At 52.7% G+C, this 24494-nt stretch carries 22 protein-coding genes, 1 tRNA gene and 1 pseudogene; 7 read left to right on the top strand and 17 right to left on the bottom strand.

The features are described from left to right. Window position 1 precedes the first annotated feature (1 nt). Both FYJ35_RS10300 and FYJ35_RS10305 read right to left on the bottom strand, forming a co-directional pair. On the bottom strand, window positions 2–1978 hold the full coding sequence (locus FYJ35_RS10300; RefSeq protein ID WP_154526217.1) for a GHKL domain-containing protein: 1977 nt from the start codon (window positions 1976–1978) through the stop codon (window positions 2–4). 66 nt (window positions 1979–2044) lie between these two features. Then, window positions 2045–2770 carry a LytR/AlgR family response regulator transcription factor gene (locus FYJ35_RS10305; RefSeq protein WP_154526219.1) on the bottom strand — a complete coding sequence of 242 codons (726 nt, stop codon included), beginning with the start codon at window positions 2768–2770 and terminating at the stop codon, window positions 2045–2047. 321 nt (window positions 2771–3091) lie between these two features. On the opposite strand from FYJ35_RS10305, the gene FYJ35_RS10310 reads away from it, so the two are divergent. Beyond that, on the top strand, window positions 3092–3673 hold the full coding sequence (locus tag FYJ35_RS10310; protein WP_154526221.1) for a hypothetical protein: 582 nt from the start codon (window positions 3092–3094) through the stop codon (window positions 3671–3673). Window positions 3674–3794: 121 nt separating this feature from the next. Here the strand turns inward: FYJ35_RS10310 and FYJ35_RS10315 are convergent, their stop codons facing one another. Continuing rightward, window positions 3795–5144: a phage tail tip lysozyme gene (locus tag FYJ35_RS10315; protein WP_235906548.1), complete on the bottom strand. Its 1350-nt coding sequence runs from the start codon at window positions 5142–5144 to the stop codon at window positions 3795–3797. 57 nt (window positions 5145–5201) lie between these two features. Then, on the bottom strand, window positions 5202–7154 hold the full coding sequence (locus tag FYJ35_RS10320) for an alpha-amylase family glycosyl hydrolase (protein WP_154526225.1): 1953 nt from the start codon (window positions 7152–7154) through the stop codon (window positions 5202–5204). Window positions 7155–7333: 179 nt separating this feature from the next. On the opposite strand from FYJ35_RS10320, the gene FYJ35_RS10325 reads away from it, so the two are divergent. Continuing rightward, window positions 7334–8494, top strand: coding sequence for an iron-containing alcohol dehydrogenase (locus FYJ35_RS10325; protein WP_154526227.1), 1161 nt, complete (start codon window positions 7334–7336; stop codon window positions 8492–8494). Between the two features lie 24 nt (window positions 8495–8518). Here the strand turns inward: FYJ35_RS10325 and FYJ35_RS10330 are convergent, their stop codons facing one another. Both FYJ35_RS10330 and FYJ35_RS10335 read right to left on the bottom strand, forming a co-directional pair. Next, complete coding sequence (locus FYJ35_RS10330) at window positions 8519–9082, bottom strand: chromate transporter (protein WP_154526229.1); 564 nt, start codon at window positions 9080–9082, stop codon at window positions 8519–8521. Next, the gene (locus FYJ35_RS10335) at window positions 9082–9738 is read right to left on the bottom strand and encodes a chromate transporter (RefSeq protein ID WP_331469235.1); all 657 of its coding nucleotides are present in this window, start codon (window positions 9736–9738) and stop codon (window positions 9082–9084) included. Before FYJ35_RS10335 ends, FYJ35_RS10330 begins: the two co-directional genes overlap by 1 nt. A 275-nt stretch (window positions 9739–10013) precedes the next feature. On the opposite strand from FYJ35_RS10335, the gene FYJ35_RS10340 reads away from it, so the two are divergent. Beyond that, window positions 10014–10937 carry a ribokinase gene (locus FYJ35_RS10340; protein WP_154526231.1) on the top strand — a complete coding sequence of 308 codons (924 nt, stop codon included), beginning with the start codon at window positions 10014–10016 and terminating at the stop codon, window positions 10935–10937. A 99-nt stretch (window positions 10938–11036) separates the two neighbouring features. On the opposite strand, the gene FYJ35_RS10345 is transcribed toward FYJ35_RS10340, so the two are convergent. The 4 genes from FYJ35_RS10345 to FYJ35_RS10360 all read right to left on the bottom strand — a co-directional run bounded on the left by FYJ35_RS10345 (window position 11037) and on the right by FYJ35_RS10360 (window position 14246). Further along, a complete protein-coding gene (locus FYJ35_RS10345) occupies window positions 11037–11624 on the bottom strand; it encodes a hypothetical protein (RefSeq protein ID WP_154526233.1) in 588 nt (195 codons plus the stop codon). A 323-nt stretch (window positions 11625–11947) separates the two neighbouring features. Then, a complete protein-coding gene (locus tag FYJ35_RS10350) occupies window positions 11948–12598 on the bottom strand; it encodes a hypothetical protein (RefSeq protein WP_154526235.1) in 651 nt (216 codons plus the stop codon). A 212-nt stretch (window positions 12599–12810) separates the two neighbouring features. Next, a complete protein-coding gene (locus tag FYJ35_RS10355; RefSeq protein WP_154526237.1) occupies window positions 12811–13869 on the bottom strand; it encodes a M56 family metallopeptidase in 1059 nt (352 codons plus the stop codon). A gap of 2 nt (window positions 13870–13871) precedes the next feature. Further along, on the bottom strand, window positions 13872–14246 hold the full coding sequence (locus tag FYJ35_RS10360; protein WP_154526239.1) for a BlaI/MecI/CopY family transcriptional regulator: 375 nt from the start codon (window positions 14244–14246) through the stop codon (window positions 13872–13874). Between the two features lie 211 nt (window positions 14247–14457). On the opposite strand from FYJ35_RS10360, the gene FYJ35_RS15415 reads away from it, so the two are divergent. The 3 genes and pseudogenes from FYJ35_RS15415 to FYJ35_RS10375 all read left to right on the top strand — a co-directional run bounded on the left by FYJ35_RS15415 (window position 14458) and on the right by FYJ35_RS10375 (window position 15561). Beyond that, window positions 14458–14814, top strand: a complete 357-nt coding sequence (locus FYJ35_RS15415) for a MobA/MobL family protein (protein WP_154526241.1) — start codon at window positions 14458–14460, stop codon at window positions 14812–14814. Continuing rightward, window positions 14793–15098 (top strand): annotated as a pseudogene (locus tag FYJ35_RS14865) (MobA/MobL family protein); the annotation flags it as partial. The gene FYJ35_RS15415 and the pseudogene FYJ35_RS14865, both read left to right, overlap by 22 nt. Window positions 15099–15300: 202 nt before the next feature. Beyond that, the gene (locus tag FYJ35_RS10375) at window positions 15301–15561 is read left to right on the top strand and encodes a hypothetical protein (protein ID WP_154526245.1); all 261 of its coding nucleotides are present in this window, start codon (window positions 15301–15303) and stop codon (window positions 15559–15561) included. Window positions 15562–15795: 234 nt separating this feature from the next. Here FYJ35_RS10375 and FYJ35_RS10380 read toward each other — a convergent pair whose 3' ends face one another. The 3 genes from FYJ35_RS10380 to FYJ35_RS10390 form a co-directional block, all read right to left on the bottom strand. Then, entirely contained in the window at window positions 15796–16014 is a 219-nt protein-coding gene (locus tag FYJ35_RS10380; protein ID WP_154526247.1) for a hypothetical protein, read from the bottom strand. A 23-nt stretch (window positions 16015–16037) separates the two neighbouring features. Further along, window positions 16038–16111, bottom strand: a tRNA-Pro gene (locus tag FYJ35_RS10385). A gap of 210 nt (window positions 16112–16321) precedes the next feature. Continuing rightward, entirely contained in the window at window positions 16322–18085 is a 1764-nt protein-coding gene (locus tag FYJ35_RS10390) for an RsmB/NOP family class I SAM-dependent RNA methyltransferase (RefSeq protein WP_154526249.1), read from the bottom strand. A 254-nt stretch (window positions 18086–18339) separates the two neighbouring features. On the opposite strand from FYJ35_RS10390, the gene FYJ35_RS10395 reads away from it, so the two are divergent. After that, complete coding sequence (locus tag FYJ35_RS10395) at window positions 18340–18675, top strand: hypothetical protein (protein ID WP_154526251.1); 336 nt, start codon at window positions 18340–18342, stop codon at window positions 18673–18675. A gap of 114 nt (window positions 18676–18789) precedes the next feature. On the opposite strand, the gene FYJ35_RS10400 is transcribed toward FYJ35_RS10395, so the two are convergent. The 4 genes from FYJ35_RS10400 to FYJ35_RS10415 form a co-directional block, all read right to left on the bottom strand. Then, a complete protein-coding gene (locus FYJ35_RS10400; protein WP_154526253.1) occupies window positions 18790–20601 on the bottom strand; it encodes a vWA domain-containing protein in 1812 nt (603 codons plus the stop codon). Between the two features lie 3 nt (window positions 20602–20604). Then, window positions 20605–21555 carry an AAA family ATPase gene (locus FYJ35_RS10405; protein ID WP_154526255.1) on the bottom strand — a complete coding sequence of 317 codons (951 nt, stop codon included), beginning with the start codon at window positions 21553–21555 and terminating at the stop codon, window positions 20605–20607. A gap of 65 nt (window positions 21556–21620) precedes the next feature. After that, window positions 21621–22631 (bottom strand): ATPase P, encoded by a 1011-nt coding sequence (locus FYJ35_RS10410; RefSeq protein ID WP_154526257.1) that lies wholly within the window; start codon window positions 22629–22631, stop codon window positions 21621–21623. 149 nt (window positions 22632–22780) lie between these two features. Beyond that, window positions 22781–24241, bottom strand: a complete 1461-nt coding sequence (locus FYJ35_RS10415; protein WP_154526259.1) for a carbon starvation CstA family protein — start codon at window positions 24239–24241, stop codon at window positions 22781–22783. Window positions 24242–24494: the final 253 nt, after the last annotated feature.

Below are 24494 nucleotides of genomic sequence, written 5' to 3' on the forward strand. Positions count from 1 at the left end.
GTCACAGTCTCACACAGATCTCCGACCGGAACCAGTTATCACCGGACGAAAACTCCGCAGACCCGCCGTGTGCCTTCGCAAGGGATCGGACGGACCGCAGGCCGATGCCCTCCCCGCTTCGTTTACTGGACAGATACCGGCCGTCCTGCGGCTGCACCGTCCCCCCGCAGCTGTTGTCCATCGAGATGAACAATTGCTCCCCATGAACCTTTGTCCGGAGCCTGACCCACTGTTCACCCTCCTTCATCCGCCGGCAGGCCTCCTCTGCATTCTCAAGCAGATTGCCCAGAATCACACACAAGTGCGTATCACTGATATGGGGGTTGACCGCCGGGATCCGCACGCTGACCTCCATACGGATCTGGTCACTGTGCGCCAGCGCGGCGTAGTAGCTGATAACCGCATTCACCATACTGTTTTCACAGTAGCGGGTGACTGTGCCGGCAGGGATGGCCTGATCCAAGGATTCGATGTAAGCCGCTGCCTCCTTGTCCTTTCCGTCCTGCAGAAGCTGCCGCAGATACCTCAGATGATGCCTCAGATCATGCCGCTGCCTGCGGATTTCCGACTCATAGGCCGTCAGCACGCGGCCTCTCTCCTTCTGGATCTCCACCGACTGCTCCAGCATTTCTATGTCATGCGCCAGCTCCAGATTCCTGTACCGAAGCTCCATGTTCCGCCGCACCTCCACGCAGCCGAAAACCAGAATGATCAGGCAGAAAAGCTGAAGTCCGTTTTGAAACAGGATCGAATTTCGTTCTGTAAAGACAAAATAGTAATTCAGAAGCTCCAGCACAGCCGCCACCGCAAGAACCAGGATGGCAAGAAACATGGCGATCGCCGGCCTGTTCTTCTTCCGGATTCCAAGGTACAGCATGTAGACAGCAATGAGGATCAGAACAGCCGGCAGGAGAACATGGAAAAGATACAGGCTCCGCGTAAATGGAACAACCCCGGCAAGCTGCAGAAACAGGCTCCCCAGAACCGCTGCCTCCAGGATCCACCGGAGCACGCTGAGAAACAGGCTGCCTTCCATCTTCGTGAACTTCTGCACAAAGACAATCAGCGGCAGCAGCATGGCATACATTCCCGTGAATCCCAGAATGTACAGAAGTACCGGTCTGTGCATCAGATAGACGCTCATCGTATTTTCCGAGAACTCCCACATGCCGGCCAGCACAATCAAAAGCCCCGGCAGTGCCAGCCTGAGTCCGTGCCTCTCAAAAGTGATATAGAAGAGGGACAGACCACACATAATAATCCCCGCGATGATAAACAGCAGAGAAGACACCCACGAATACCCGTACCGCTCAAACAGATACCGCAGAACGGCATCCCCCGATCCGGTCACCATTGAATGCAGGACAAGGGAAGACCGTGATTTCGGAGACGTGTAGACAAGTTCTACGTGGAGCAGGTGTTCGTCTCTGTGGGCCGGAAGCTTCACGGAAAACGCGCCCGTCGGCGGATCTGGCATGTAGGACGGCCAGGTTCCCTGAGTCCCGTAACTGTAAATCAGCTTATCGTCCGCATAGATGTCGACCGGGGAATATACCGGATTCAGAAACAGCATGCTGGAGCCATCGCTCTGGAGCCGGAAAGAAACCGTTACCGTCGTCCCGCCCGGCAGATTCCCGATGGTCTCCGGAAGCGTGACCTTCTTCCAGGATGCGTTCTTTCCGGTTCCGACCCGGACACGGACATTCCGCACCAGATTCCAGTGGTTCTGCCGGACCGTCCCGATGCTTTGCCGGGCGCCTCTGATCTGAAGGAGCAGCGCCAGAAGCAGAACCGAAAACAGGCTTATAAAAAGAACAGGCTCCAGCCGGAAAACCATCCGGGCTCCGGATCGAAGACTGTTTTTCACACCAGCTCCCTGACCCTGCCGGTCTTGTTTTTCCCTGATACAGTGTCTCCTGTGCCCCGGATGCTGTCCGCCCATATCCTGTCCTCCCGTCTCGGTTCCAGTTTCTTCCATGTCATCTGCTGTCTGTCCGGCGATGCCCCGCCCTTCCAGGTTCCCTGGTCCATAAAAGGCTGATTGTCACGGATTCTCCCGCAGCTGTGCGAACATAAAGCCTCTGAACGCCCGGACCGCCTCCCTGGTACTCTGCCTGCGGACGTAGACAACTCCGCCCTCGCTCATCTCAAACACATTCAGATCCTCATCAAAGTCCTTCACATGTGCCAGGTTGACCAGAAAACTCTTGTGGCACCGGTAAAATGGAGGCCGGGGGACACTCTGTTCCACTTCGTCAAGTCGTCCTCTGGACGTCAGTTCCTCCCCGCCAGTCAGATAATAGTTCAGGTTCCGATTATTCTGTTCTATATACCGAACCTGCCGGAGCGGCACCTTTCGTTCCCGCCCGTCTGTCCGGATTGTCAGGGAAGGCAGGTGTTCTCTCATCTTCTCCGCCATGGAGAGCAGCTCCTCCACCTCTTCTTTCTTCGGCGGCTTCACCAGATACCGAAGCACATGGTAGTGGTAGGCCTCAAGCGCAAAATCTTCGCTCCCGGTCAGATAGGCTACCGGCACCTCCTCGTCTGTCTGACGGATGCCCGCCACCGTCTCAATTCCGCCCATTCCCTTCATATAAATATCAAGCAGGACAAGATCATATTTGCCCGCATAGAAAGATTTAAGAAGCGCACTCCCCTCCGGAAAGTAATCAATCTCAACTTCCCTTCCACTTTCATCCAGAAGCCTCTTCAGCTTCTCGTATTCCTCCGGTTCATCCTCGCAGACCGCGATTTTCAGTCCCCTCATCATGCCTGTATTTTTCCTCCAGTTGTCCCGACTGACCACTGCGGCAGCATCTCCGTCGGCACTTTTCCCGGCCGTCTCTGCTTGTCTGTCTTTATCTGCATTGATTCATGCCACATTATACCAGAGAAGCAAATGGCAGAAAATAAATCATACATTTTCTCAGTTGTCAAGACCCATTTTCAGCAATTTTACCGTCCTCTTCGGGACTTTTTTCAGCACATGGAACCCCCTATACTCTGTTTGAATCTTGAATCAGAAATCCGGCGGGCAGGCATCAGCAGACTATGGAAGATCCCGCCGCCATACAAAGGAGGAACTTTAAAGATGATGAAGAAAAGACTTGCAGTGATCATGCTCGCAGGAATGATGATGAGCCTCAGCCCGGTCGGCGCGATGGCAGCAGAGACAGAGGTCACCACGGAGAGCAGCGCAGCGGAGATCGTTTTCAACTATAAGGACATGGATCCGAATGCCTATGAGGGAACCTGGATTTCCACCGGACTGGGATTTGATCTCTATCTTCCAAGCGACTGGGATGTTCTGGAGGTCTCGGATGAGAACGCCAAGCAGGGCATTGTTTACCAGGCTGCAGACTCCGCGAAGGGCTGGAACATTGCTGTCTCCTATCATGAAGGCATGCAGGTTACTGTTGACGACATCTACAAGCAGCTGGGAGACGCTGGCTACAAGTCGCTGTACAAGATGGATCTGAACGGCATCCCTGCAGTTGGATTCGATATCGATGACCAGAAGGTCAGCGGTGTTGCATTTGCAGATGCCGACGGCGGTATGTACACCGTCCAGCTCGGACCGAATGACGACAAGGACTTCAAGCCGGTCATGCAGAACATCTTTATGTCCATCAGCCCGACAACTGCAGAGTCGGAGACAGAGACAGAAGCATAATTTCCGGCATCCGAATCAGCCTGTACACACAGAGAGGGTGACTGCACCAGTCCGGTGCAGCCACCCTCTCTTTCGTCAGCAGCCTGGAAGCCTACCGGGTCCTCATCCGGCTGCTCTGATATTATTCGTCTGCCTCTGTTTCCCGGCCGCCTTCCGTCTCCTGTGCTGTCTCTGCTTTTCCTGCGTCTCCCTGCCTTTTTGCGCCGTCTTCCTCTTCTGTATCCACAGCTGTCAGATATTCCATCTTCACCAGGCCGGTCTTCCCTTCATAGAGAACGTGCGCCCACTTGCCGTTTCCCTTTGTCACCTCGACCTTATCGCCGGCTTTGATGGAGCCGATCGCATCGCTTTCCTCGGAGTGGCCCGCACGGATATTCAGGTTTCCCTCTCCGTCGAAGACATACTCGCCCTCGAAGGAATCATTGCAGCCCTCCTCATCCGGCTCATCCTCTGCGCCATATCGCTGCCAGTAGACGTTCTTTGCCAGATAGCCTCTCGTGATGCCTCTCGTGTGTGCGCTGTCCGGCATCTCAAAATGCATGCACCAGAAATATCCGGCATCGTAGGCGCCCTGCGCGTCATCAGAGACCGCCCTCAGCGCATTCAGCGTCGCACTGTAGCCATGCTCCAGCTCCCACTTCATGTACGACAGCTGGCCTTCAAGCGTCTGCCAGTCCGACGTATAAGCGCGCAGAGACGTCCATCGGCCGTTGTGCCACTGGCAGACGCCGACCGATGTCCCGCCGTCGCCCAGCGCATTCGTCCGGAATCCGGACTCGCAGTACATGTTTGCCAGAATGCCGCAGGCAGCAGCCTTGTTCAGGCCCAGCTCATTTATACAGTAATCAAAGACCTTCTTCTCGTTCACCGTCGGCGGAGCGGACGCAATCATCTCAACCGCAACGCCAGGATTCTTTTTTACCTCGATATAGGGCATGTCCGCCGTGAGGCTCATGCCCCGCACGACGTACTTTCCCTCATCAAACGCAGGCACAAAGATGAAATACCCGCCGGAGGAGGACCCGTAGTCTCCCTCTGCACACTTCCAGCTTGTCTTCAGTGTTACCGGCTTGCTCTCGCCGGCGAAGTAGACATCCACCGCCGCCGGAAACTGAGCCGCAAGCGTCTGCAGAGATGGCTTGCTCCCCTCATCAAAGGTCACGCTTTTCACAAGCCCCGGCGTGCGGTAGCCGATGATCATCTTTTTCGAGGACTGCTTCTTCTTTCCGCTTTCGTCGGCAGGAATCCCGTCCCTGGACTGTATATTTGTATTCTGATCCTCAAACAGGCTTCCGCCGGACTGGGCACCGTCATCCTGAACAGCGGATAGAGAGGATTCCCCGCCGGAGGCATCCTCCGTTGCGACCTCATCCTCCGCATATATGCGCATGGCGGACGGCCCGGCTGCGGAGAGCGGAAGCGTGAGAAGCGCCGCGCAGGACAGCGTCAGGACCTTCTTCTGAATTTTCATCGTATTCAAGGTATATCCCTCCTGTAGTTGTCCCAGTATAGCACAGGCAGGAAGGTTTTACACTTCCACCTCCAGATAAGCTCTCCCGGTAAATGGCGGAAGCTCAATGGGCTCCACTAAAGGCCGTATCTTCTCTGTCACCCTTGTTCCGCCGCCATATCGTTCATCATCCGAATCAATCAGAAGCTGAAGGCCAAGGGTACTCCCGGCTGCTGCGCGGGCAGCCCCCTGCTCTTCCCTGTACAGAAACTCCTGCCTCTGATCTGACAGGTTGAAGACACAGAGGATTGTCTGCCCCATCGTCCTCCGCTCGAAGGCGTAGACAACATGCTCCGTATCATCGGCAGACAGCCAGTGGAAGCCATTCTCCACATAGTCCTCCTGCCACAGTGCCGGATACTTCAGATATAAAGCACTCAGATCCCGGAAATAGCGGTGAAACGCATCATGTACCGGGTATTTCAGCAGCATGAAATCCTGCTGGCGCTTCTCATCCCACTCGCGGAACTGCGCAAATTCATTGCCCATGAAGTTCAGCTTCTTGCCCGGATGCAGGAACATGTACAGATAAAGGGCCCGCGCCTGCGGGAACTTTCTGTCATAATCCCCCGCCATCTTCTGGATGATCGTCGCCTTCCCATGAACCACCTCGTCATGGGAAAGTGGGAGCAGATATCGCTCGTTATAGAAATAAGCCATCGAGAAGGTCAGCTTGTGATACTCCTGCCGGCGGTACGGCGGATCGGTCCGGAAAAAGTTCAGTGTGTCATTCATCCAGCCCATATCCCACTTATAGTCAAAGCCCAGGCCACCCTCCGGGACCGGTTTTGTGACCCCCGGATATGCCGACGAGTCCTCCGCTATCAGCATTGTGTCCGGATACAGCCGCTTCAGCCCGCTGTTCATCTTCTTCAGGAATTCGACGGTATTCGTATTGACGCCCCGCCGCTCGTCCCCCATCCAGTAGATCAGATTGCCGACAGCATCAAATCGCAGTCCGTCGAAATGATACTTGTCCAGCCAGAAGGCGCTGGCGGAATTCAAAAAGCTTGCGATGTCTCCTCTTGAATGGTTGAAGTTGCAGCTCCCCCACTCGCTCACATTGACCGCGTCATTCGGGTATTCATACAGCTGCGTCCCATCGTAGCGGGCAAGCGCGTAGTCATTTGTTGCAAAATGGACGGTCACGACGTCCAGAATCACGCTGATATCCGCCTGATGAAGCCGGTCCACCAGCTTCTTCAGACCGTCCGGCGTGCCATAGCGCGAGGTCGCGCTGAAAAACCCGGTCGCCTGGTAGCCCCAGGACTCGTCCGCCGGATATTCATTGAGCGGCATAAATTCCACCGCATTAAAATGGTTTTCCTTCAGATACGGGACCAGGAGATCTGCGATCTCCTCATACCGGTACCAGCCGGAGGAGACATCAATGCCCTCCCCCTTCTCCTTCGCCTCGTCAAGCTTCCTGGCCAGCTCCTCCGGATCGTCCCTGCGCTTCCAGGAGCCCAGGTGAAGCTCATAGATGTTGAGCGGTCTGTCGAAGAACAGCGGCTGCCCCGGCCGGACAGTCACGTCTCCACTGCCTGGAAAACTGTTTGCATCGGCCGCCCCGGTTCCAGTCATGCCGGCTCTGCCGTTTCTGCGCCGTTTCATATAGGCGCCGTCGCGGAACCTGTAAGCATCCATATCCCAGATGATGGAGGCCGTCTCCGGGCGAAGCTGGGAGCTGAAGGCATACGGATCGGCATGATCATGCGTCCCAGCTCCGGAAGTAATCTGAAACTTATACATCTGCCCCGGCTTTGCCTCCGCAATCTCTGCCTCAAAAAACTGGCCATTCAGAATCCGGTGCATCGGTGTCCCCCTCCAGCCGTTGAACGCCCCGATCACGGATACCTCCCGCGCCGACGGCGCGTAGGTTCTGAACACTACACCTGACGGGGTCACGTGCGCACCTAAGAATTCATAGAGAGAAAACTCCTGCCCGTCATAGAATTTCTGAAGATCCATCCTCCACCTCCAAAAGGCCTGTTTACAACTGTATATATCATACCCGAAAGCACACAGGCCAGCAACCGATATGTTCGAACATGAATGTGGAATTCCTGTGAAAACAGTGGCAGAATAGATCCTATGCGCTATAATAGCAGTGAATTCTGATGAAAATCTTTCATATGGAGGAGGTATATATGTACAATTTCACACTTCAGATGCCCACCCGGATTCATTTCGGGAAGGGACAGATTTCTCACCTGAGCGAGCTGAAGGAAAGCGGCAGCAAGGTTCTGCTCGTATATGGCGGCGGAAGCATCAAGCGGAACGGCATCTATGATGCTGCCATGAAGATTCTGAAGGAGGCAGGTCTGACGGTCGAAGAGCTGTCCGGTGTCGAGCCGAACCCGAAGATTGAAACCGTTCGAAAAGGTGTCGCGCTCTGCAAGGAAGACAGCATCGATATGGTGCTGGCCATCGGCGGCGGAAGCACCATCGACTGCGCCAAGGTTGTTGCTGCCGGTGCAAAGTATGATGGCGATGCCTGGGATCTGGTCATCCACCCGGAGAAGATCCAGGGTGCCCTTCCGATCTATTCTGTCCTGACGCTGTCGGCAACCGGCTCAGAGATGGATGAGTTCGCCGTCATTTCCGATATGACAAAGAATGAAAAGTGGGGAACCGCTGCTCCGTGCCTGAAACCGGAGATGTCCGTTCTGGATCCGACCTACACCTACTCCGTCTCAAAGAAGCAGACGGCGGCAGGAACCGCAGACATGATCAGCCACACCTTCGAGAATTACTTCAGCTTTGAAACCGGCGCTGATGTCCAGAAGCGCTTCGGTGAAAGCCTGCTGAAAGTCATGTTCAAGTATGGCCCGGTGGCGCTCCACGAGCCGGAGAACTACGATGCCCGCGCGAATCTGATGTGGGCAGCCTCCCTCGCAATCAACGGACTGACCCGTGTCGGCAACGCACCTGCATGGTGTGTCCACCCGATGGAGCATGAACTCTCCGCGTTCTACGACATCACCCATGGGCAGGGGCTTGCAATCCTGACCCCGGTCTGGATGGAGCACATTCTCTCCGACAAGACCGCACCGATATTCGCCGAATACGGCCGCAATGTCTGGGGGATCACAGCTGCCAATGACATGAGCGCCGCGAAAGAAGCCATCGAGAAGACCAGAGAATTCTTCTTCACAACCATGGAGCTTCCGAAGAACCTCCGCGAAGTCGGCATCACCGAGCAGACGCATTTTGAGAAAATGGCCGAGAAGGCCGCTGCCGGCTGCGTCGGGTGCTTCGTCCCGCTGAGCAAGGAGGACATCATCGAAATCTTCAAGGCAGCGTTCTGATCCTGACGCTGATTGATCGGTGTCTTAGAGCTGAAAGATAATTCCAGCTGCTGCGGCGACCGCGATATACAGGATCGGGTGTTTCCGGAACTTCACCAGCGTGATGTAGATCACCGCTGCCAGAAGGATCAGCTTCCAGTTGAAGAGACTGAGCACAGAACCCGTCTGGCGGAACAGGTCGATTCGGAGCAGGGCGATCTTCGCGACCCCAATGCCGGCGGCCGCGATCAGACCGGTCGATGCCGGGCGAAGTCCATAGAAGGTATCCTGAACCACCTTCGCCTCCCTGAAGGCAGTCAGAATCCTCGCAATGATCATAATCACCACAATTGCCGGGGCTATCAGTCCGAGGGTGGCAACAATCCCGCCTGTGACCCCGGCTGTCTTGTGCCCGACATAGGTCGCCATGTTGATGCCCAGGGGGCCCGGCGTTGATTCGGAAACCGCGACCATGTCGGCGATGTCCGCCGTCGTAAACCAGCCTGTCTTGGCCGAAATATCATACAGAAACGGCAGCGTTGCAAGCCCGCCTCCGACAGAGAAGAGCCCGACCTTGAAAAACTCCCAGAACAGCTGAAGATAGATCATCACGTCCTGTCCTCCTTCTCACCATCTAGTGTGCCGGATGCCTCTGGCTCCGTCCCGGATTTTGCAGCATCGTCAGCCGCCTTCGCTGCGCTTCTGTCTGCCACCGGCTTCAGAACAATACCCGCCACACCAGAGAGCACAACGAGGAGAACCGGTGAGATGCCGCTCAGCAGAGAAGCCAGCAGCACACACAGAAAGATGATCCATCCCCACAGGTCCCGGATCGACTTTTTCCCCAGCTTGATCACAGAGTCCATAATCAGGACACAGACGGCCGCACGGATTCCATTGAATGCATGCTTCACAACCGACAGGTCCGCAAAATTCTGAAGAAAGATCGAGATGATGGTGATGATGACGACGGACGGCGATACGACGCCAAGTGTCGCGACAATCCCGCCGATCATGCCGGCCTTCGTATTGCCAATGAAGGTCGCGGTATTGACCGCGATAATTCCCGGCGTGCACTGGCCGATTGCGTAATAGTCCATCAGCTGCTCTTCCGTCGTCCAGTGCCGCTTCTCCACCAGCTCCCGCTGCAGAATCGGAAGCATGGCGTATCCGCCGCCGAAGGTTGTCGCTCCGATCTCCGCAAACAGAAGAAGCAGCTCCAGAAGAACAGGCATTTGCTTCTTCTCTTTCCTTTTAGTTTCCATTCTGATTCCCCTTGAAATGAATATTCAGAAGGTATCGTATCACATTTTTAAAGCAACGTGTGTAAAGTGTCCGTATCATCACTGTCCTCCCGGTCTGCGCTGACAATCTGTACTGTCAGGCTGCGGGTGACAGGCTCTGGATGGCAGGCCGCGGGTGACAGGCTGCAGGTGACAGGCATCCAGCGGAAAGATCGTGTATCTTGTTGAAACATTTTCCAGCTTATGATATGTATAAGATAATTTGGCGCAATGCCGCAGAAAGAGAGGTCTGTACCATGTCAGACACGATGCATCACAAAATTCTTTGCTTCGGATCCCTGAACATCGACCATGTCTATTCGGTCGATCATTTTGTTGCAAAGGGGGAAACTCTGTCATCCCAGAAGCTCGAGACCTTCACCGGCGGAAAGGGGCTCAACCAGTCTGTCGCCCTCGCCAGGGCCGGGGCTGAGACATACCATGCGGGCGCCATCGGACCAGACGGATCTTTTCTTCTGGATATGATGAAAGAAGCTGGCGTCCACACCGACTATGTTACCATGATCCCGGATGCGCACACCGGACATGCGATCATCCAGCGGGACAAGGAGGGGGATAACTGCATCCTGCTTTATGGCGGAACCAACCAGCTGATCACAAAGGAGCAGTCTGACAGCGTACTCAGCCACTTTTCAGCCGGGGACTATCTTGTCCTGCAGAATGAGATCAACCAGCTCCCCTATATTGTGGAGAAAGCGCACGCGCTTGGGATGACAATCGTCCTGAACCCGTCGCCGATGAATGAAAAAGTCCTCCAGCTTCCGCTCGATGAGATCGATATCTTCCTTCTCAATGAGGTGGAAGCCGGTCAGATTCTGGGGAGCCATACAGCAGAAGGCAGAGCGCTTGCCGCCGCTTTAAGAGAACGGTTCCCGAATGCCACCGTCGTCCTGACACTGGGCGGGGATGGCTCTGTCTGTGTCTGCAGCGATGGAACCTTCTTCCAGCCTGCGTACAAGACCCATGTTGCGGATACAACCGCTGCCGGGGATACCTACACAGGCTACTTCCTTGCCAGTCTACTTCATGGCAGCTCCGTTCCGGACTCAATGAAGGCTGCCTCCGCTGCCGCATCGATTGCCTGCTCCAGAAAAGGCGCGGCTCCGTCCATTCCAGCCGAGGCGGAAGTGACAGCATTTCTGAACGCACAGGACAGTTAATGCGAGAAAACAGGCTCAGAACAGACAAGATCCATCAAAAAAGAGGGAGGGCGCCTCAGACGCTCTCCCCCTTTCTTTTTCTCCCTGCCATTGCTGAAGTTACTGGTCGACTGTCACATTGAAAGTGGCCTTTTGTTCAACATCGTTTCCATCATAATGTTCCACATTGATTTTGAAGCTGCCTGGATGATCCACACCAATGCACACCTGTCCCTCACAGGTTGCGCCGACAGGAGTTTCCTGAGGATACATCGTGACCTCTCCCGGGTATGAGTAACCCATCTTTCCTCCAGCATCGACAATACTGTCATCAAGTACAAAATATAAACCATCTGAAAATCCATCCGGATCCTCAAATCCAATATTCTCGTACGTAAAGGTTACAATGTAAACGGCTGCCGGATGATAATCAGAGTATTCATTTCTCTCGTCCGTCTCTTCAACAGAATCAACCGTCAGCTTCCACTGTCCCTCGACGACCCATGGTTCTCCAATATTGTATTCATCCTGGCTTGTTGGCTTTCCAGCAGCCAGCTGTTCCTTCAGATCAGCGACCGTTTCCTGTAATGCCGCGACCTCTGATTCCAGTTCTGCAATTCGATCATCCTTCGAATCTGCCAGCGCTGTAATCGGTGCTGTAGCAATCAGCCCGCAAAGCAATCCAGCAATCATCCTTCGCTTCATCATACTTCCTCCCTGATTGATTGTTATGTTCATCATATAAAACGGTGAATATACTGTCAAGCTGCCTTTCATCGCTTCACTGCTGCCCATGGGCACAGACACTTTTGCTGCCTTGTCCTACACACAAAAATGCATCCTACAGGGAAAAAGCCATCATTCAGAAACTTTTAGAGAACAAAAAAGCCGGAGAATAACTTGGAAAAGTTATTCTCCGGTACCCCTGCCAAGAGTCGATGCTGATCCTGAATAACTGTTAAACCCAACTTCACCATTTTCATTGTGCCACACCTATGAAGCTCCAGTGTTTGATTATTAATGCAGAGTTCTTAATCATCAGCCTTCTCTGTCACATTTTCTGTCACAGGCTCATACTTTTCCAGAATAAGTGGCAACGTCACTTCCTGTTTTCCACCCTTCCAGTGAACAGATATGGATACATTTTTCAGGGCCTCCATGATCTCTTCTGGGGTATAATGGATTTCTTTACCTGTTTTATCATAATAGGTAACTTCCTGAAATTCCTCTGTGGTTGTTAACAGGGATCCCCATTCATATGTGAAGCCCCATATTTTAGGAGAATCCTCTTTATCCTCGATGGAAGGGTCAAATGCATGTTCTTTTGAAAGAATATCCATTTTATCACTTGTGAATGTTACGATCCCGGCTGCCAGAAAAGGCTTGACTTCCTCGTTCAAGGATATTCTATACCATACATTCTTATAATCCTGGTTCGTGATGTTATTGATCTCCACAGTAAAGTTAAGCCGGTTCTGAGTTCCTTCTGCTGCCGTTTCCAATTTATTGTTATCATTAAAATATTGTACCGACTCTTCAGAGATATAAGGTTCGGATACAGTGATAGAAAATGGTTGATCAGGATTGTCCACTATGCCCTTTGCATACACCGTACTCGTCATGCATGCAAATGAAATGATTAAAATACCTATTATTCTCAATTTGTGTGCCATTTTTTCCATAGTTATCACCACGGCAGATCAATCAGCATACTGCCAGTTAATCTCTCCCTTATCTTTAATACACATGTAATGAAGCAGGTACTCTGACTTTGTTACCTTAAGGTACTTTCTTACACCCGATCAATGAGGGCATTTATTATATTTCGTTTCTGATAAGAGTTTTCCCAATCTTGAGTATTTGCACTTCGTGCAGATATCGGCGCTGTATTTTTTTACAGTGCATCCCCCTTGTGATTCTTGATATGCCTTACAATGAAACCAGATATAAAGCTGTGTCTACATAATGCTTTCCTTTGCTCGTTTCCAGATAATACCGCCCTCTGTTTACCGCTTTCTTCTATAAAAATTTCATTGAAAACGGAAAAATTATATTGTTCCTCAATAACTGAATTTTTCATTAGTTCATTATTATGTGAGCTTTCTTCACTACCACTTATAAAGATAGTATCCGTATTAGAAAAATCATACTGCTTTGTTATGGAACAATCCGCGATGTATTCTCCTTCCGTAATTGATTGAAGAAGGAAAGTCGCGTACCTTTTCCTCTGTTCTTTCGTTGTATATGTATGAATCACACATTCATCGCAGACTATTTCGGATACATCTGCGTACTCCTGCAGCAAAAGCCATGCAAATGGATTAAACCAATGGATCAGACATATCACAAAACACAATGATTTGTATAATAAATCCTTATACCTTACGTGCGCTGTCTCATGAAGGAGGACCATACTAAGCTCCTCCTCCGTCAATTTCGTATCCGGCAAAAAAATTTCAGGTGTCAAAATGCCAATCACAAATGGCGTTCGAATTAGTGTGCTTATATTACAGTGAATATGTGCACTATGATTCGAATATATGGTGATATCTATCTGCTTCTCCGGAACAGGATTACTTTTTTCTAATAGCAGTGTTTTGAATTTTCTGTATTTTAGGGAATATATAGTAGCAATACATATTACAGTTGCTGTCCAAACTATGGCTATGATCAGCATCCAGTTAGGTACAGGATAATAGCTGCCATCATACATTTTGATTATGGTGTACCCTTCGCGCTTCAAATATATCTTATTTGACAATTGATACATAAAAGCTGGGAATTTAAATGGGAAAATATATTTTAACACTTGAATCGGGCAGAGAAAGAAAAAAATGGAGAGTTTCAATAATCTTCTAAGCTGAATTCCCGTACAAATTCCCGTTGCCTTTAAAAAATAATATGGTACAAGTGGGATAACCCCCGCCAGTGACATTGTGAATAGCAGATTCATTCTTACTTCCTGCTCAATATGTAGTCAAGTAATTCGTCTTTATCAATTTCAGTGATAGAATCTTTACCAGTCAGTGCAGCAATAAAATTAGCTAGTGTGCCGCCATATGCTTCCTGCAATATTTCCTCGGCACATTTCTGTTCATATTCCACACGCGTTAGGGTTGGTGTATAAAAAGATTTTGTTCCAATTTTATCCTGCTGAAGTAACCCTCGTTTTTTTAACCTTAGCAAACAGGTATTCAATGTTTGTCTGCACCACTGTTTGTTCTTTACCGTATTGAAATGATAAAGAAGAGCTGCAAATGTGCATGCTTCCCTTACTTTCCATAGATATTCCAAAATCTCCAATTCCGCTCCAGATACTTTAGTTTTCATGCTTCTTTCTTGTATTACATTCGTTTCTTACAATCTGCAATATACTATTCCTTTATGCTTATGCCCATATTAAATATTGCTAAACATTATTGCATTTTTTTATATGTAATCACTATATTTATTTAGGACTTGCAATAGTCTGTAGCTGTAAAAGTATTCGCTCCGATTCAAAAATAATACACCGTCGACTGACGGTTATAGGGAAGACGGCATGGCTATCTTTCATTTTCATACAGGCATCATCCGCGCCAGTTCCGGGAAATGTGCCGTTGCCTCAGCGGCATATATTTCAGGGACAAGGCTCTATAACGATGATGCCAGAGGTCTGACCTTCTCCTACACTCACAAGGAGGAGGTCATTTTTTCGGAAATCTGCCTGCCTGAGAACACTCCGGCATCTTTGAAAGACAGGCAGACTTTGTGGAACGAGTTTGAACGGGTCCAGAACAAAGCTAACTCGCGAAATGCCCGACAGTTTGATATGGCGCTGCCGGTAGAACTTGACACAACACAGCAAATTGAGCTGGCCCGGCACTTTCCCGGCACTTTATACAGGAAAACTCTGTAGCTGCCGGCATGGCGGTGGACTGGGCTCTTCACAATAAGCCCGGGAATCCGCACGTCCATGTCATGTGTACGGTCCGCGGCTTCAACAGAGACAGAAGCTGGGCGAGGATGGAGAAAAAAGTTATCGCACTCGATGCGGACGGAAACCGGATCCCGGTCATTGACCCGAAGACCGAAAAGCAGAAAGTCAGGGCGCGTAAGGGAAAGGAGTGGGAGAAAAAACTCTGGGGACATAAAGATGTTCAGTCCAACGACTGGAACTCAAAGCAGAAACTTCTGGAGTAGCGCAGAAACTGGACGGAGGAATGCAACCGCTATCTTCAGAGAACGGAGGGAGCGATTAAATGACAGGAAAGTATCAGATTTCTTATACACAATAGCGCAGTGGAAGCTGTCGCACTCCCGCTGATCACAGTCAGAAAGGAAGAATGCCTATATCTGATGAATATCCTGATATTCTGACCGTTCAGGATGTCAGTAAAATACTATGATAGGATCATTGCAAGCAAAAAAACTGCCGTCTGGCAAGCAGTATTACTATGCCAGAATTTCTTATACAGATCCACTCAGCGGGAAAATCTGCCACAAATGCCTGGCCACCGGCCTTGAAACAAAAAATAACAAGCGGCGGGCAGAGCAGGTTCTCATGGAATTGCTGGATACCAATGCCTATCTTAAACAACCGCCGAAACAATTAAACGCGAACGTTGATCCGCACATCAAACTGACATGCTATCTTGACCGCTGACTGGCCGAAAAGAAACGCGATCTGAAGGAAGACACATGCGCCGGGACCGCTCTCCGTCCGTTCCGTGAGGAGCTATAAAAGCATCCTGTATGCCCTGTTTAATCAGGCCATCATCGATGGTTTGATCCCGACAAACTATGCTGCTGCCAGCGTGCAGGTTCATGGCCAGAAAAACAGAGCTTACAGTGAAGAGATGCTCCTTATGACCGAAGATGCCTCAACCACGTTGAATATTTATTCCCACTTTAACAAGGAGCGGCTGAATACCAGCACGAACGACCTTGCCCCAATATCAGAGGCTGCCGGAGATATATTTTCATGATAATGCCGGATCGTTTCTTGAGGAAAGATGGGAACGAAAATAGGAACGCCCTGTTTTGGGATAATTTCAGAGGAAAAAGCAGGAACTCCGGAAATATAAAAATAACCGGGAGATGGCTTATCTAAAACCATCGCCCGGTGCCCCTGCTAAGAAGTCGATGCGACTGGATTTGAACCAGCGGCCTCTGCGTCCCGAACGCAGCGCTCTACCAAACTGAGCCACGCATCGATACTCGCAATTTCTTAAGCAAGCTTCGTTAGTATACCGCTATCTTTCAGAGATTGCAAGTATTTTTTTACAATTTCATACGTTTAATTCCGTTCAATTCCATTCATCGCGAACCCTCCGCTACAAATCCATGCCATCCGGGAGGCTCTTTATGCTTCCAAAATACGTATACGTATTGGGAGAAAGTCATTCCGAACCGGATCATCGCTATTACCCGGGAATCCGCCAGCCTGCCGGGAATTTATTCTTCAGCTGCCCACCTACGAGCTTGCCCCAGCCGATCGGATATCTTCCGGCGCACAGCAGTCTCCAGCCATTCTGGCCGGCTTGCCGGACAGGGATTGTTTCTCCATGGAGATAGCGTTCGAGCCTGTCATCCGCCGGATCGAGGCAGACATAGTGGTCTTCAACATCTTCCCTCAAGTTCTCCTCCACAGGCAGTGGCTGTGCTGCATCCGTCTGCAATTCTCTATCCGGAAATGGAACCTCCGGCAGCACCATGGCGAGCTCCTGTGCCGGTTCGAAACGGTTTTTCTTCAATTCTCCAAGGTACAGACCTGCCCGCAGGGTCGGGATCCCAGGCATCCACTCCACGCCCGCAGGCATCAGGTACACCTGGCCGTCATGCACCTCCAGCCTGCCTTCCTGCAGTCCTTCCCGGAGCAGCCCGGCCAGGCTTCTCGTAGTTTCTGAGGCAGACGGCCGCCCAGGCTGCGGCTGCTCCAGATAACCGGCCATAAAGTTCTGAATCATCTGCGTCTCGGCTGGCTGAAGCTTCTCCTGTCCTGCCGCGCGAGATGTGTTGCCGGAGCCACCTCTCCTGCCAGCCTTGCCTGACCTGTCCGTCCGATACGTCCTGTCCGTTTTTCCCGCTCTGCCCACTCGATACGTTCCGCCGCGCTTCTCCGCTCTGCCGGCTCCATGCGCCCTGCCGGCTTCCCTGACTGCTTCTCCGGGCTGCTGTTCTTGCATCTCCTCGTTCTCCCCGGGCTTCCGCTTCCTCAGAAGAGCACAGAAATGCCCTTCCCCCTCGATTTTATGCGGCCAGAGCCGGCAGGTTTTCGTGAGGTCCACGTCCAATGCTCCCACCGTCCCCGCCTCCAGAACTCCAAGTCTTACGAGCTGCTCCAGGCTCAGTCCTTCGGAAAAATACCGCCGGAAGGCATCGTACGGAATCTCCATCAGCTCCATCTCCGGACGCTCTTTCAAAAGATGCAGGATGGTCAGCTCGTTTTCCTGCGGTGCAAATGTACAGGTTGAATACAGCATCATTCCGCCCGGTCTGAGCATATCCGCCGCACATGTGATAATCTCACGCTGCACGCGGGCGCACTCCAACACTTTTTCGGGATACCACGCCTGAACGACCGCCGTGTCCTTCCGAAACATGCCTTCCCCTGAGCACGGCGCGTCCACCAGGATCCGGTCAAAGAAGGCCGGACAGCGTTCCAGAAGCCGGGCAGGCTCTGTGTTTGTCACACAGGCATTCGGAATGCCGAACAGCTCCAGATTCTTCATCAGAACACGAGCACGAGGCGCCGAGATCTCGTTCGCCACCAGGAAGCCCTGCCCCTGAAGACGTGCTCCCAGCTCGGTTGCCTTGCCGCCCGGCGCCGCACAGAGATCCAGAACGGTCTCCCCCGGGCTGACCGGCAGGATCTGCGCAGGTGCCATCGCGCTGGCCTCCTGCAGGTAGTAAAGTCCCGCGCTGTAGAAAGAATGGCGGGAAGGCTGGTCTTCCTCCTCAAAGTAAAACCCATTCTGTGTCCACGGCACCGGTGTCAGATGGAATCCGGTCTCCCTCCCGAATTCTTCAGCAAATGCTGCTGCATCCCTGACGCCCAGCTTCAGCGTATTGATCCGAAGAGCCTTGCGGCAGGGACGGCTGTAAGAATCCAGAAAGGCCTCGTACTCGCTGCCAAGTATCTTTTTCATGTCATCCAGATAGACGGAAGGAAGGTTGGATATACTCATATGTGTCTCACATCATCTCTATGCCGCACGGGCAGGGTACTCTGATATTCTTGTAATCTCAGACCAACTTTTATCATCTCAGGCCATTCTTTCCCATCCTGGGTCTGTGATCCTGATGATAGCACAGATTCCCGCCATGCGGCTCTCCGAATGTGTTACACTCAGAACAGATGTCCCCACATCCTGCCAGATCGTCTAGCAAATGGCTGCTGCGCACAGGTCCGGACATCTGAGTGAAAGGAGGAAACGATCACATGAGTTTGTTTGAAAAGAAGATCCCTGTATTCAGGAAGAGAGACAGGGAAACCTGTGAGAAAATCAGGGCTGCACTCAGGGAGGCGGGGATCCGCTGCAAGAGCGGCCACTACCAGATGGAAAATATCGTCCAGGCCGGGTACGCCGGTCTCGACATCCGGAACCTTGGACCAAAGGGTAGAATTGACCGGGACATCTACTATGTCAATGTCCCGGTATCTGAGAAGGAGCATGCGCTCGACATCATCCGCGCGGCCGGACTCGTAACGGAAGTCCTGACCGTCGACCAGATGATGGAGGATGCCCCGAAAAAATTTCCTGAATTAAACCGCTAAACTACGGCCTGGTGGCTGTGTCCTTCAGGTCTGTACTTCCATCCCAGTACGCTCCTGCAGAACAACCGTACAGCCATTCCGGGCTGTCATGATTCTTATCGGTCCTGGATGCGTTCAGGCAGTCCCCCTGTCTTCCAGTGCTCTCTTGAGCAGGGCGCCGACGGCGTCTGAGAACTGGCTCAGGCTGCGGATCCGGGTGTAGTTCTGTCCGTAGATCCGGTGGACATTGTCAAGATGGGCGGATGCCCCGAAGAATATCGCTGCTGTCCGGATGCCGTCCCGCTGCATCTGACGGACCGCATCCGCCGCGTCCTGAACCGCCAGATCCCCCTCATATTCTCTGGCAAACAGATGCTTCTCATCAGGCGGAACCTGCATGGAGTCATTCGGGCTGGCATCCGTGAGCACCAGCAGGATGCGCTGGGAAGCCATCGTGTCCTGCTCATCCTTCATCAGATAATCCATCATCTTCAGGCACAGACCATCCCTGTTCCACCCACCGGCATAATACTGGAAAATTCCCTCGCACTTCTTATCCTTGTACGGCTTCAGCCGCTGCAGAACCGTGTAACCGCGCAGCGAGCGGAATGCGCTGACCCGGACCGGGATGCCACAGCTCTCAAAACTCTTTGCGATGATATATGCCTGTGAGGCGATCATTTCCTGATTGTTCATCCGGGACTGGGAGGCATCGAGCAGCAGATCGACGGTCACGGAGAACTCCGTGATATCCGAGTCAGACCAGAACACATCCGGATCCGACAAAACCGGAAGTCTCCAGGCCTTTTCCGCATCGATTCTGCCCCTCCTCGACCGCTTCGGCAGATCATTCATATAGGATGCAAAGATCGTATCCGTCTGGGCCGTCAGATCGCGGATGTTTTCCTGAATCCGGAAGATATGATCCTGATAGAACCGGACATTCCGGAGCCGCTGATTTTCCTGCTCCTGCTGAAGGAGCCTTTCCTGGCTCTGAGCAGAACTTGCGTCCATCACAGAATGATCTGTGTCTGGCACTTCTGCAGCAGCGCCCCCATGCCTGGATCCACTACCATCCGCAATCCACAGCCTGCAGGCGGCATCTGTCCCAGTGCAGAGCGCATTTTCCAGAATACGCATCTCCCTGTCCGAATACAGGCAGGGGCCGAAGCAGTCCCGTATGTAAGACTGATCCTTCTCCGAGCTGCCGGATGTATGCGCCTGTCCGATCCGGTGCCCCAGCTGGATGCTGCCCTTCCGGTCTCCATTTCCGGATCCCTTCCTCAGAATCAATAGGTCTGTGCTCCGGAGCTCTCTTTTCATGAATCGTCTTGCAAATGCATCCGCAAGTCCTCTGACCGCGATCTTCCTATAAGACAGCTCTGCTCCATAACCGCCTCTGAGCCGAAACCTCTCCTCGCAGATCCGGGTCATTTCCCTGATGACACCATCGGTATCGAGATCTCCCGAAAACATCAGCTCCTTTGACAGGCTCACTGCAGCCGGCGACAGCACAGCCTTCTTCCCGAGCACATCTGCCCATCTGGCCTGTTCCTGGTCGAACACCTTCATGCTCTGCAGCATCATCTGCTGCCTCGACAGCCCCGCAGTGTATACGTAAAAGGCTTCTGCCCGTTCTTTCCGAAGCTGCGCCAGGATGGGACGATCCGGGAACTCCTTCTGATAGACACAGCTTTCAATGCCAAGCCACAGAACCGCAGATGTCTCCTGCGCCGTGTTTGACAGTCCAAGCCCGTCAAAAAAAGCGTTCAGCCGGTCGAGATCCAGCCATTTTGCCGCAAGACCGATCACGAGATTGAAGTAATCGTCCGCATCCCCATTAGGAAAAAAGGCCAGAAACGGAGGATCAAAGTCATATCTCCCGGATGCATTCCATATGACGTTGACGGCCCTTCGGCTGCTTCCCGTATAGTGCTGTCTGATCACCGCTCATTCTCCCTGTCCTGCCGTCTGTTCAAACACATCCTCCCGCTTCAGATCGGTTGGAATCCTGCTTTTGATGACATCCGTCACAAGCCTGCGCTCATACGCGTCGAAGGTCTTGTTGACAATACACATCTCCAGCGCATCGCCCGAGCTGATCCCCTTCTCCACCAGCCGGATCGCGTCGATCAGGCCTCTCAGGTCCAGCGCCCGCTCGGAAATCTCTGCCGCCTGCGCCTTCCTCTCAATCTCATAGAACAGATAGACAAACTGCTGACAGATCTTCGGCCTGATTGTCGGGAAAACATCCTGCAGAAGCCGCTGAAGATCCCCCTCCCCGATCAGCGGCATGTCCAGAATCGCAAACCGCGAGCAGAGCGCCTCGTTCAGATCTCTTGTCCCTGCATAGCCGTAGTTCATGGTTCCGATAAACCGGGCAGCCGGACTGACCGAAATCCGGTCGTATCCGGCCACATCGATCACATGACGAAAATCCAGCGTGGCGTGAAGAACCGCCAGTGCTTCATTTCTTGCCATGTTGATCTCGTCGAGTATCCCGAAGCCGCCGTAAACCGCACAGTTGTAGATCGGGCCGGGGCGAAATGTCACCCTGCTGCCATCGTAGGTATCAGTTCCGATCAGATAGGATGCGTCAACGTTGACATGGAAGCTGACATCCCAGAGCGGACGCCCGAACAACTCCGCCAGATTCTCGGCAAGGACATTCTTGCCGGTCGCCTTCGGTCCCGCCAGCAACAGATTTTCCCCGCTCAGCAGCGCGGCAATTGCCTTCTCCCAGACGCCTGTCCCATAGTAACGAACCTCCGACTGCGGGATCCGCCGGCTGGTATCCTCCGGAATTTCCATGGCGTCATATGTCTTTCTGTATTCGGCTACACGATCCAGCAGCATGCTGCTGACTCCTTCCTGACTCAGAAACTCCATCAGGCTTTTCATAGATTCGCTTGCACTCCTTTACTGTCCTGTTTCTTCTTCCCTTCTCCTTGCCTGTACCTGGATCATCACTGATAACCGCTCACGATGAACAGCGGCTTGATCGTCACAACCTCATCATATTCCTGCTGCGAGACGGTCACACTGGCGTTGAGCGCCTTCAGATCCTTCTTGACAGCCTCCAGCGCGCCTTCCTCGTCCGCCGCCCTGCCCTCCCGCACGACGCGGATCATCCGGTCCAGCACGACCGGGTGCGCGTACTGCGGTGGCACCGGGAATGTATCTGTCTTCCCGATGTAACCCTTCATCTGCCTCAGGGCCTCTTCCCAGTCCGCCTGCGCCGTCTTCCGGTTGCGGTGCGGCGTCGGCAGAATCTGCGAAGCCGCCACCGACAGGATAAATGCACCGCCGAACAGGGCAAGGTAAATGCCCATGCTGTTCCCTTTTACCATCCTGAGATACAGCCCTGCCGCGATGAGCGCCACAGAGCCGGCATCAATCAGGGCAGCCAAAGTCTTCAGGGATGTCTTTGTCCCGTCGAGCGAACGCTTCTGCTTTGCCGCAAAGACAATCAGCTTGCTGTAGCGCTCATCCTTCTGCAGATATGCCTTCGCTCTCTCCAGCTCCTGAATTGTTTCAAGCGCGTCCTCCGGCAGCTCCTTCAGGTACCTGGCTTCCTGCTCTGCCTTTGCCTTCCGCAGCTTTTTTTCAGCCTCCGCACTGTAGACCGGAATCTCCGGATGCCTTTTGTGAATCTCCTCCAGAGCCTCGTCGACCTCCGCCTCGATCTTGAAGTTGCACTGCTGCTCAGTGCCATCGCTTCTCTGGACAACCAGGTACGGTGTTGTCGCAAAAATTCCTTTTCCTGTAAAGCCGCCCTTCGACATGGCGACTCTCTTGAATACCCTCCGGATGTCCTGCCAGCAGGTATAGTAGCATCGGCTGATATAAAAACTGTTTGTATACAGGGCACGCCCGCCGATTCCGACCGGGCCGATTTTATGGCACTGCTTCTTATCCTCAGCCAGTGTCTCCCGGCTCAGGGCTGTTTGTCCAAGTCTTGTAGGTGCGACTATCATATCTCGTTCGTTATGCTCCCGCTTCCGTAATTGCCTGCGTCGTGTATTGCTTCGTTCATTTTGAAAAAGGCGGGAGGCTTCCGCCTTCCGCCTTCTTCCGCGCAGGTCCAGGCGCCTGCGCCGTACAATTCAGTTATTCCCTTGTTCCGTCAAGCCTTGCGGTACTTCTTCGAGTTGACCATAAACAGGCACAGGCAGAACGCTGCGAAGATGATGCCAACCGGATAAGCGACTGCATGGTTGTCATTCAGTGCCTTGATGTGGCCGAGTGTCTCCGGAGCCATCATGAAGTAGGTGGATGTCACCGCGCTCATGAAGGTTGCCGGAACTGCGGCAATCCAGTAGTTTTTCTTCTCCTTCGCCAGGAACATTGCGCCGGCCCACAGCACCAGCATTGCCAGTGTCTGGTTGGACCACGCGAAGTAGTTCCAGATGACGTTGTAGTTCAGCCATCCGAAGGTCTGACCGAAACCAAGAAGCGCGCCGACGCCCAGCACCGGGATGCAGACTGCAAGCCGCTTGCCATAGCCCTGCTGGTCAATCTTGAACCAGTCGCAGATGGTCAGACGGGCAGAACGGAACGCTGTGTCGCCGGAAGTGATCGGGCAGGCAATGACACCGAGCATTGCAAGCACGAATCCGATGCCGCCCATCGTGCTCTTGCTCATGAAGTAGACGGTCGTGGAATTACCGCCGCCGGCCGCAAGAAGATCCGCTCCTGTGTACCAGGTGCAGGCTGCAGCCGCCCAGATCAGAGCGATGATGCCCTCCGCAACCATCGCACCGTAGAAGACGAAGTGTCCCTGACGCTCGCTCTTCATGCAGCGCGCCATCAGCGGAGACTGTGTGGAGTGGAAGCCGGAGCAGGCACCGCACGCAACCGTGATGAACATGTAAGACCAGACAGCCTTTCCTGCCGGATGCATGTTGTAGAAATGCGTGAACAGCTCCGGGATGTCCTTTCCGCGGAGGATCAGCGTCCCGCCGCCGACACCAAGCGCCATCACAATCAGCGCAACACCGAAAACCGGATAGATCTTTCCGATGATCTTGTCGATGGAGATGAAGGTCGCGATGAAGTAGTAGACCAGGATCACTGCCAGCCAGAAGGTCGAATTGACCAGGATGCCGGACTTCATGCCGGTATCGGTGAACAGCGCTTTCAGAAGGCCTGCCGGGCCGACCGCGAAGACCGTGCCGGTCATAATCAGAAGGATGACACAGAAGACACGCATGATGTTCTGCATCACCGGACCGAGCAGTCTTCCGGTTACCTCGGAGATCGACGCACCGTTCTCACGCTCGGACATCATCCCGGACAGATAATCGTGTACGCCGCCAGCAAAGATGGTTCCGAAGGTAATCCAGAGGAAGACAATCGGTCCCCACATCGCACCGGTGATGGCGCCGAAGATCGGTCCCAGACCGGCAATATTCAGCAACTGTACCAGAAACAGCTTCCAGGCAGGCATGACAACATAGTCCACACCATCGTTGATCGCAACCGCAGGGGTCTCACGGTCATCCGGCGCGAATGTGTTGTCCACAAACTTGCCGTACGTGAAATACCCGGCGATCAGGATCACCAGACAAAGCAAAAAGCCAAACATAATGTTTTCCCTCCCTTTTGTGCATCCGCATAGCGCGGTGTCGCACAAAATATCCGGCGCTAACCCTGTCCTGGAATCAGAGCATTACGCCGGAAACAATTGAGCAGCCAGGCACTTTAACAAGTTAAACTGATGATAACACGGAGGTTTATTTTTTTCAATATGCTGTTTTCAGGCCGGTATGCCGTATCTGTTTTTGTAAGATATTCACCCTTTTCCGCCGGATTTCAGGCTTTCACAAATCAAATTTTCT

Source organism: Porcincola intestinalis (genome assembly GCF_009696445.1).
Classification (GTDB): Bacteria; Bacillota; Clostridia; order Lachnospirales; family Lachnospiraceae; genus Porcincola; species Porcincola intestinalis.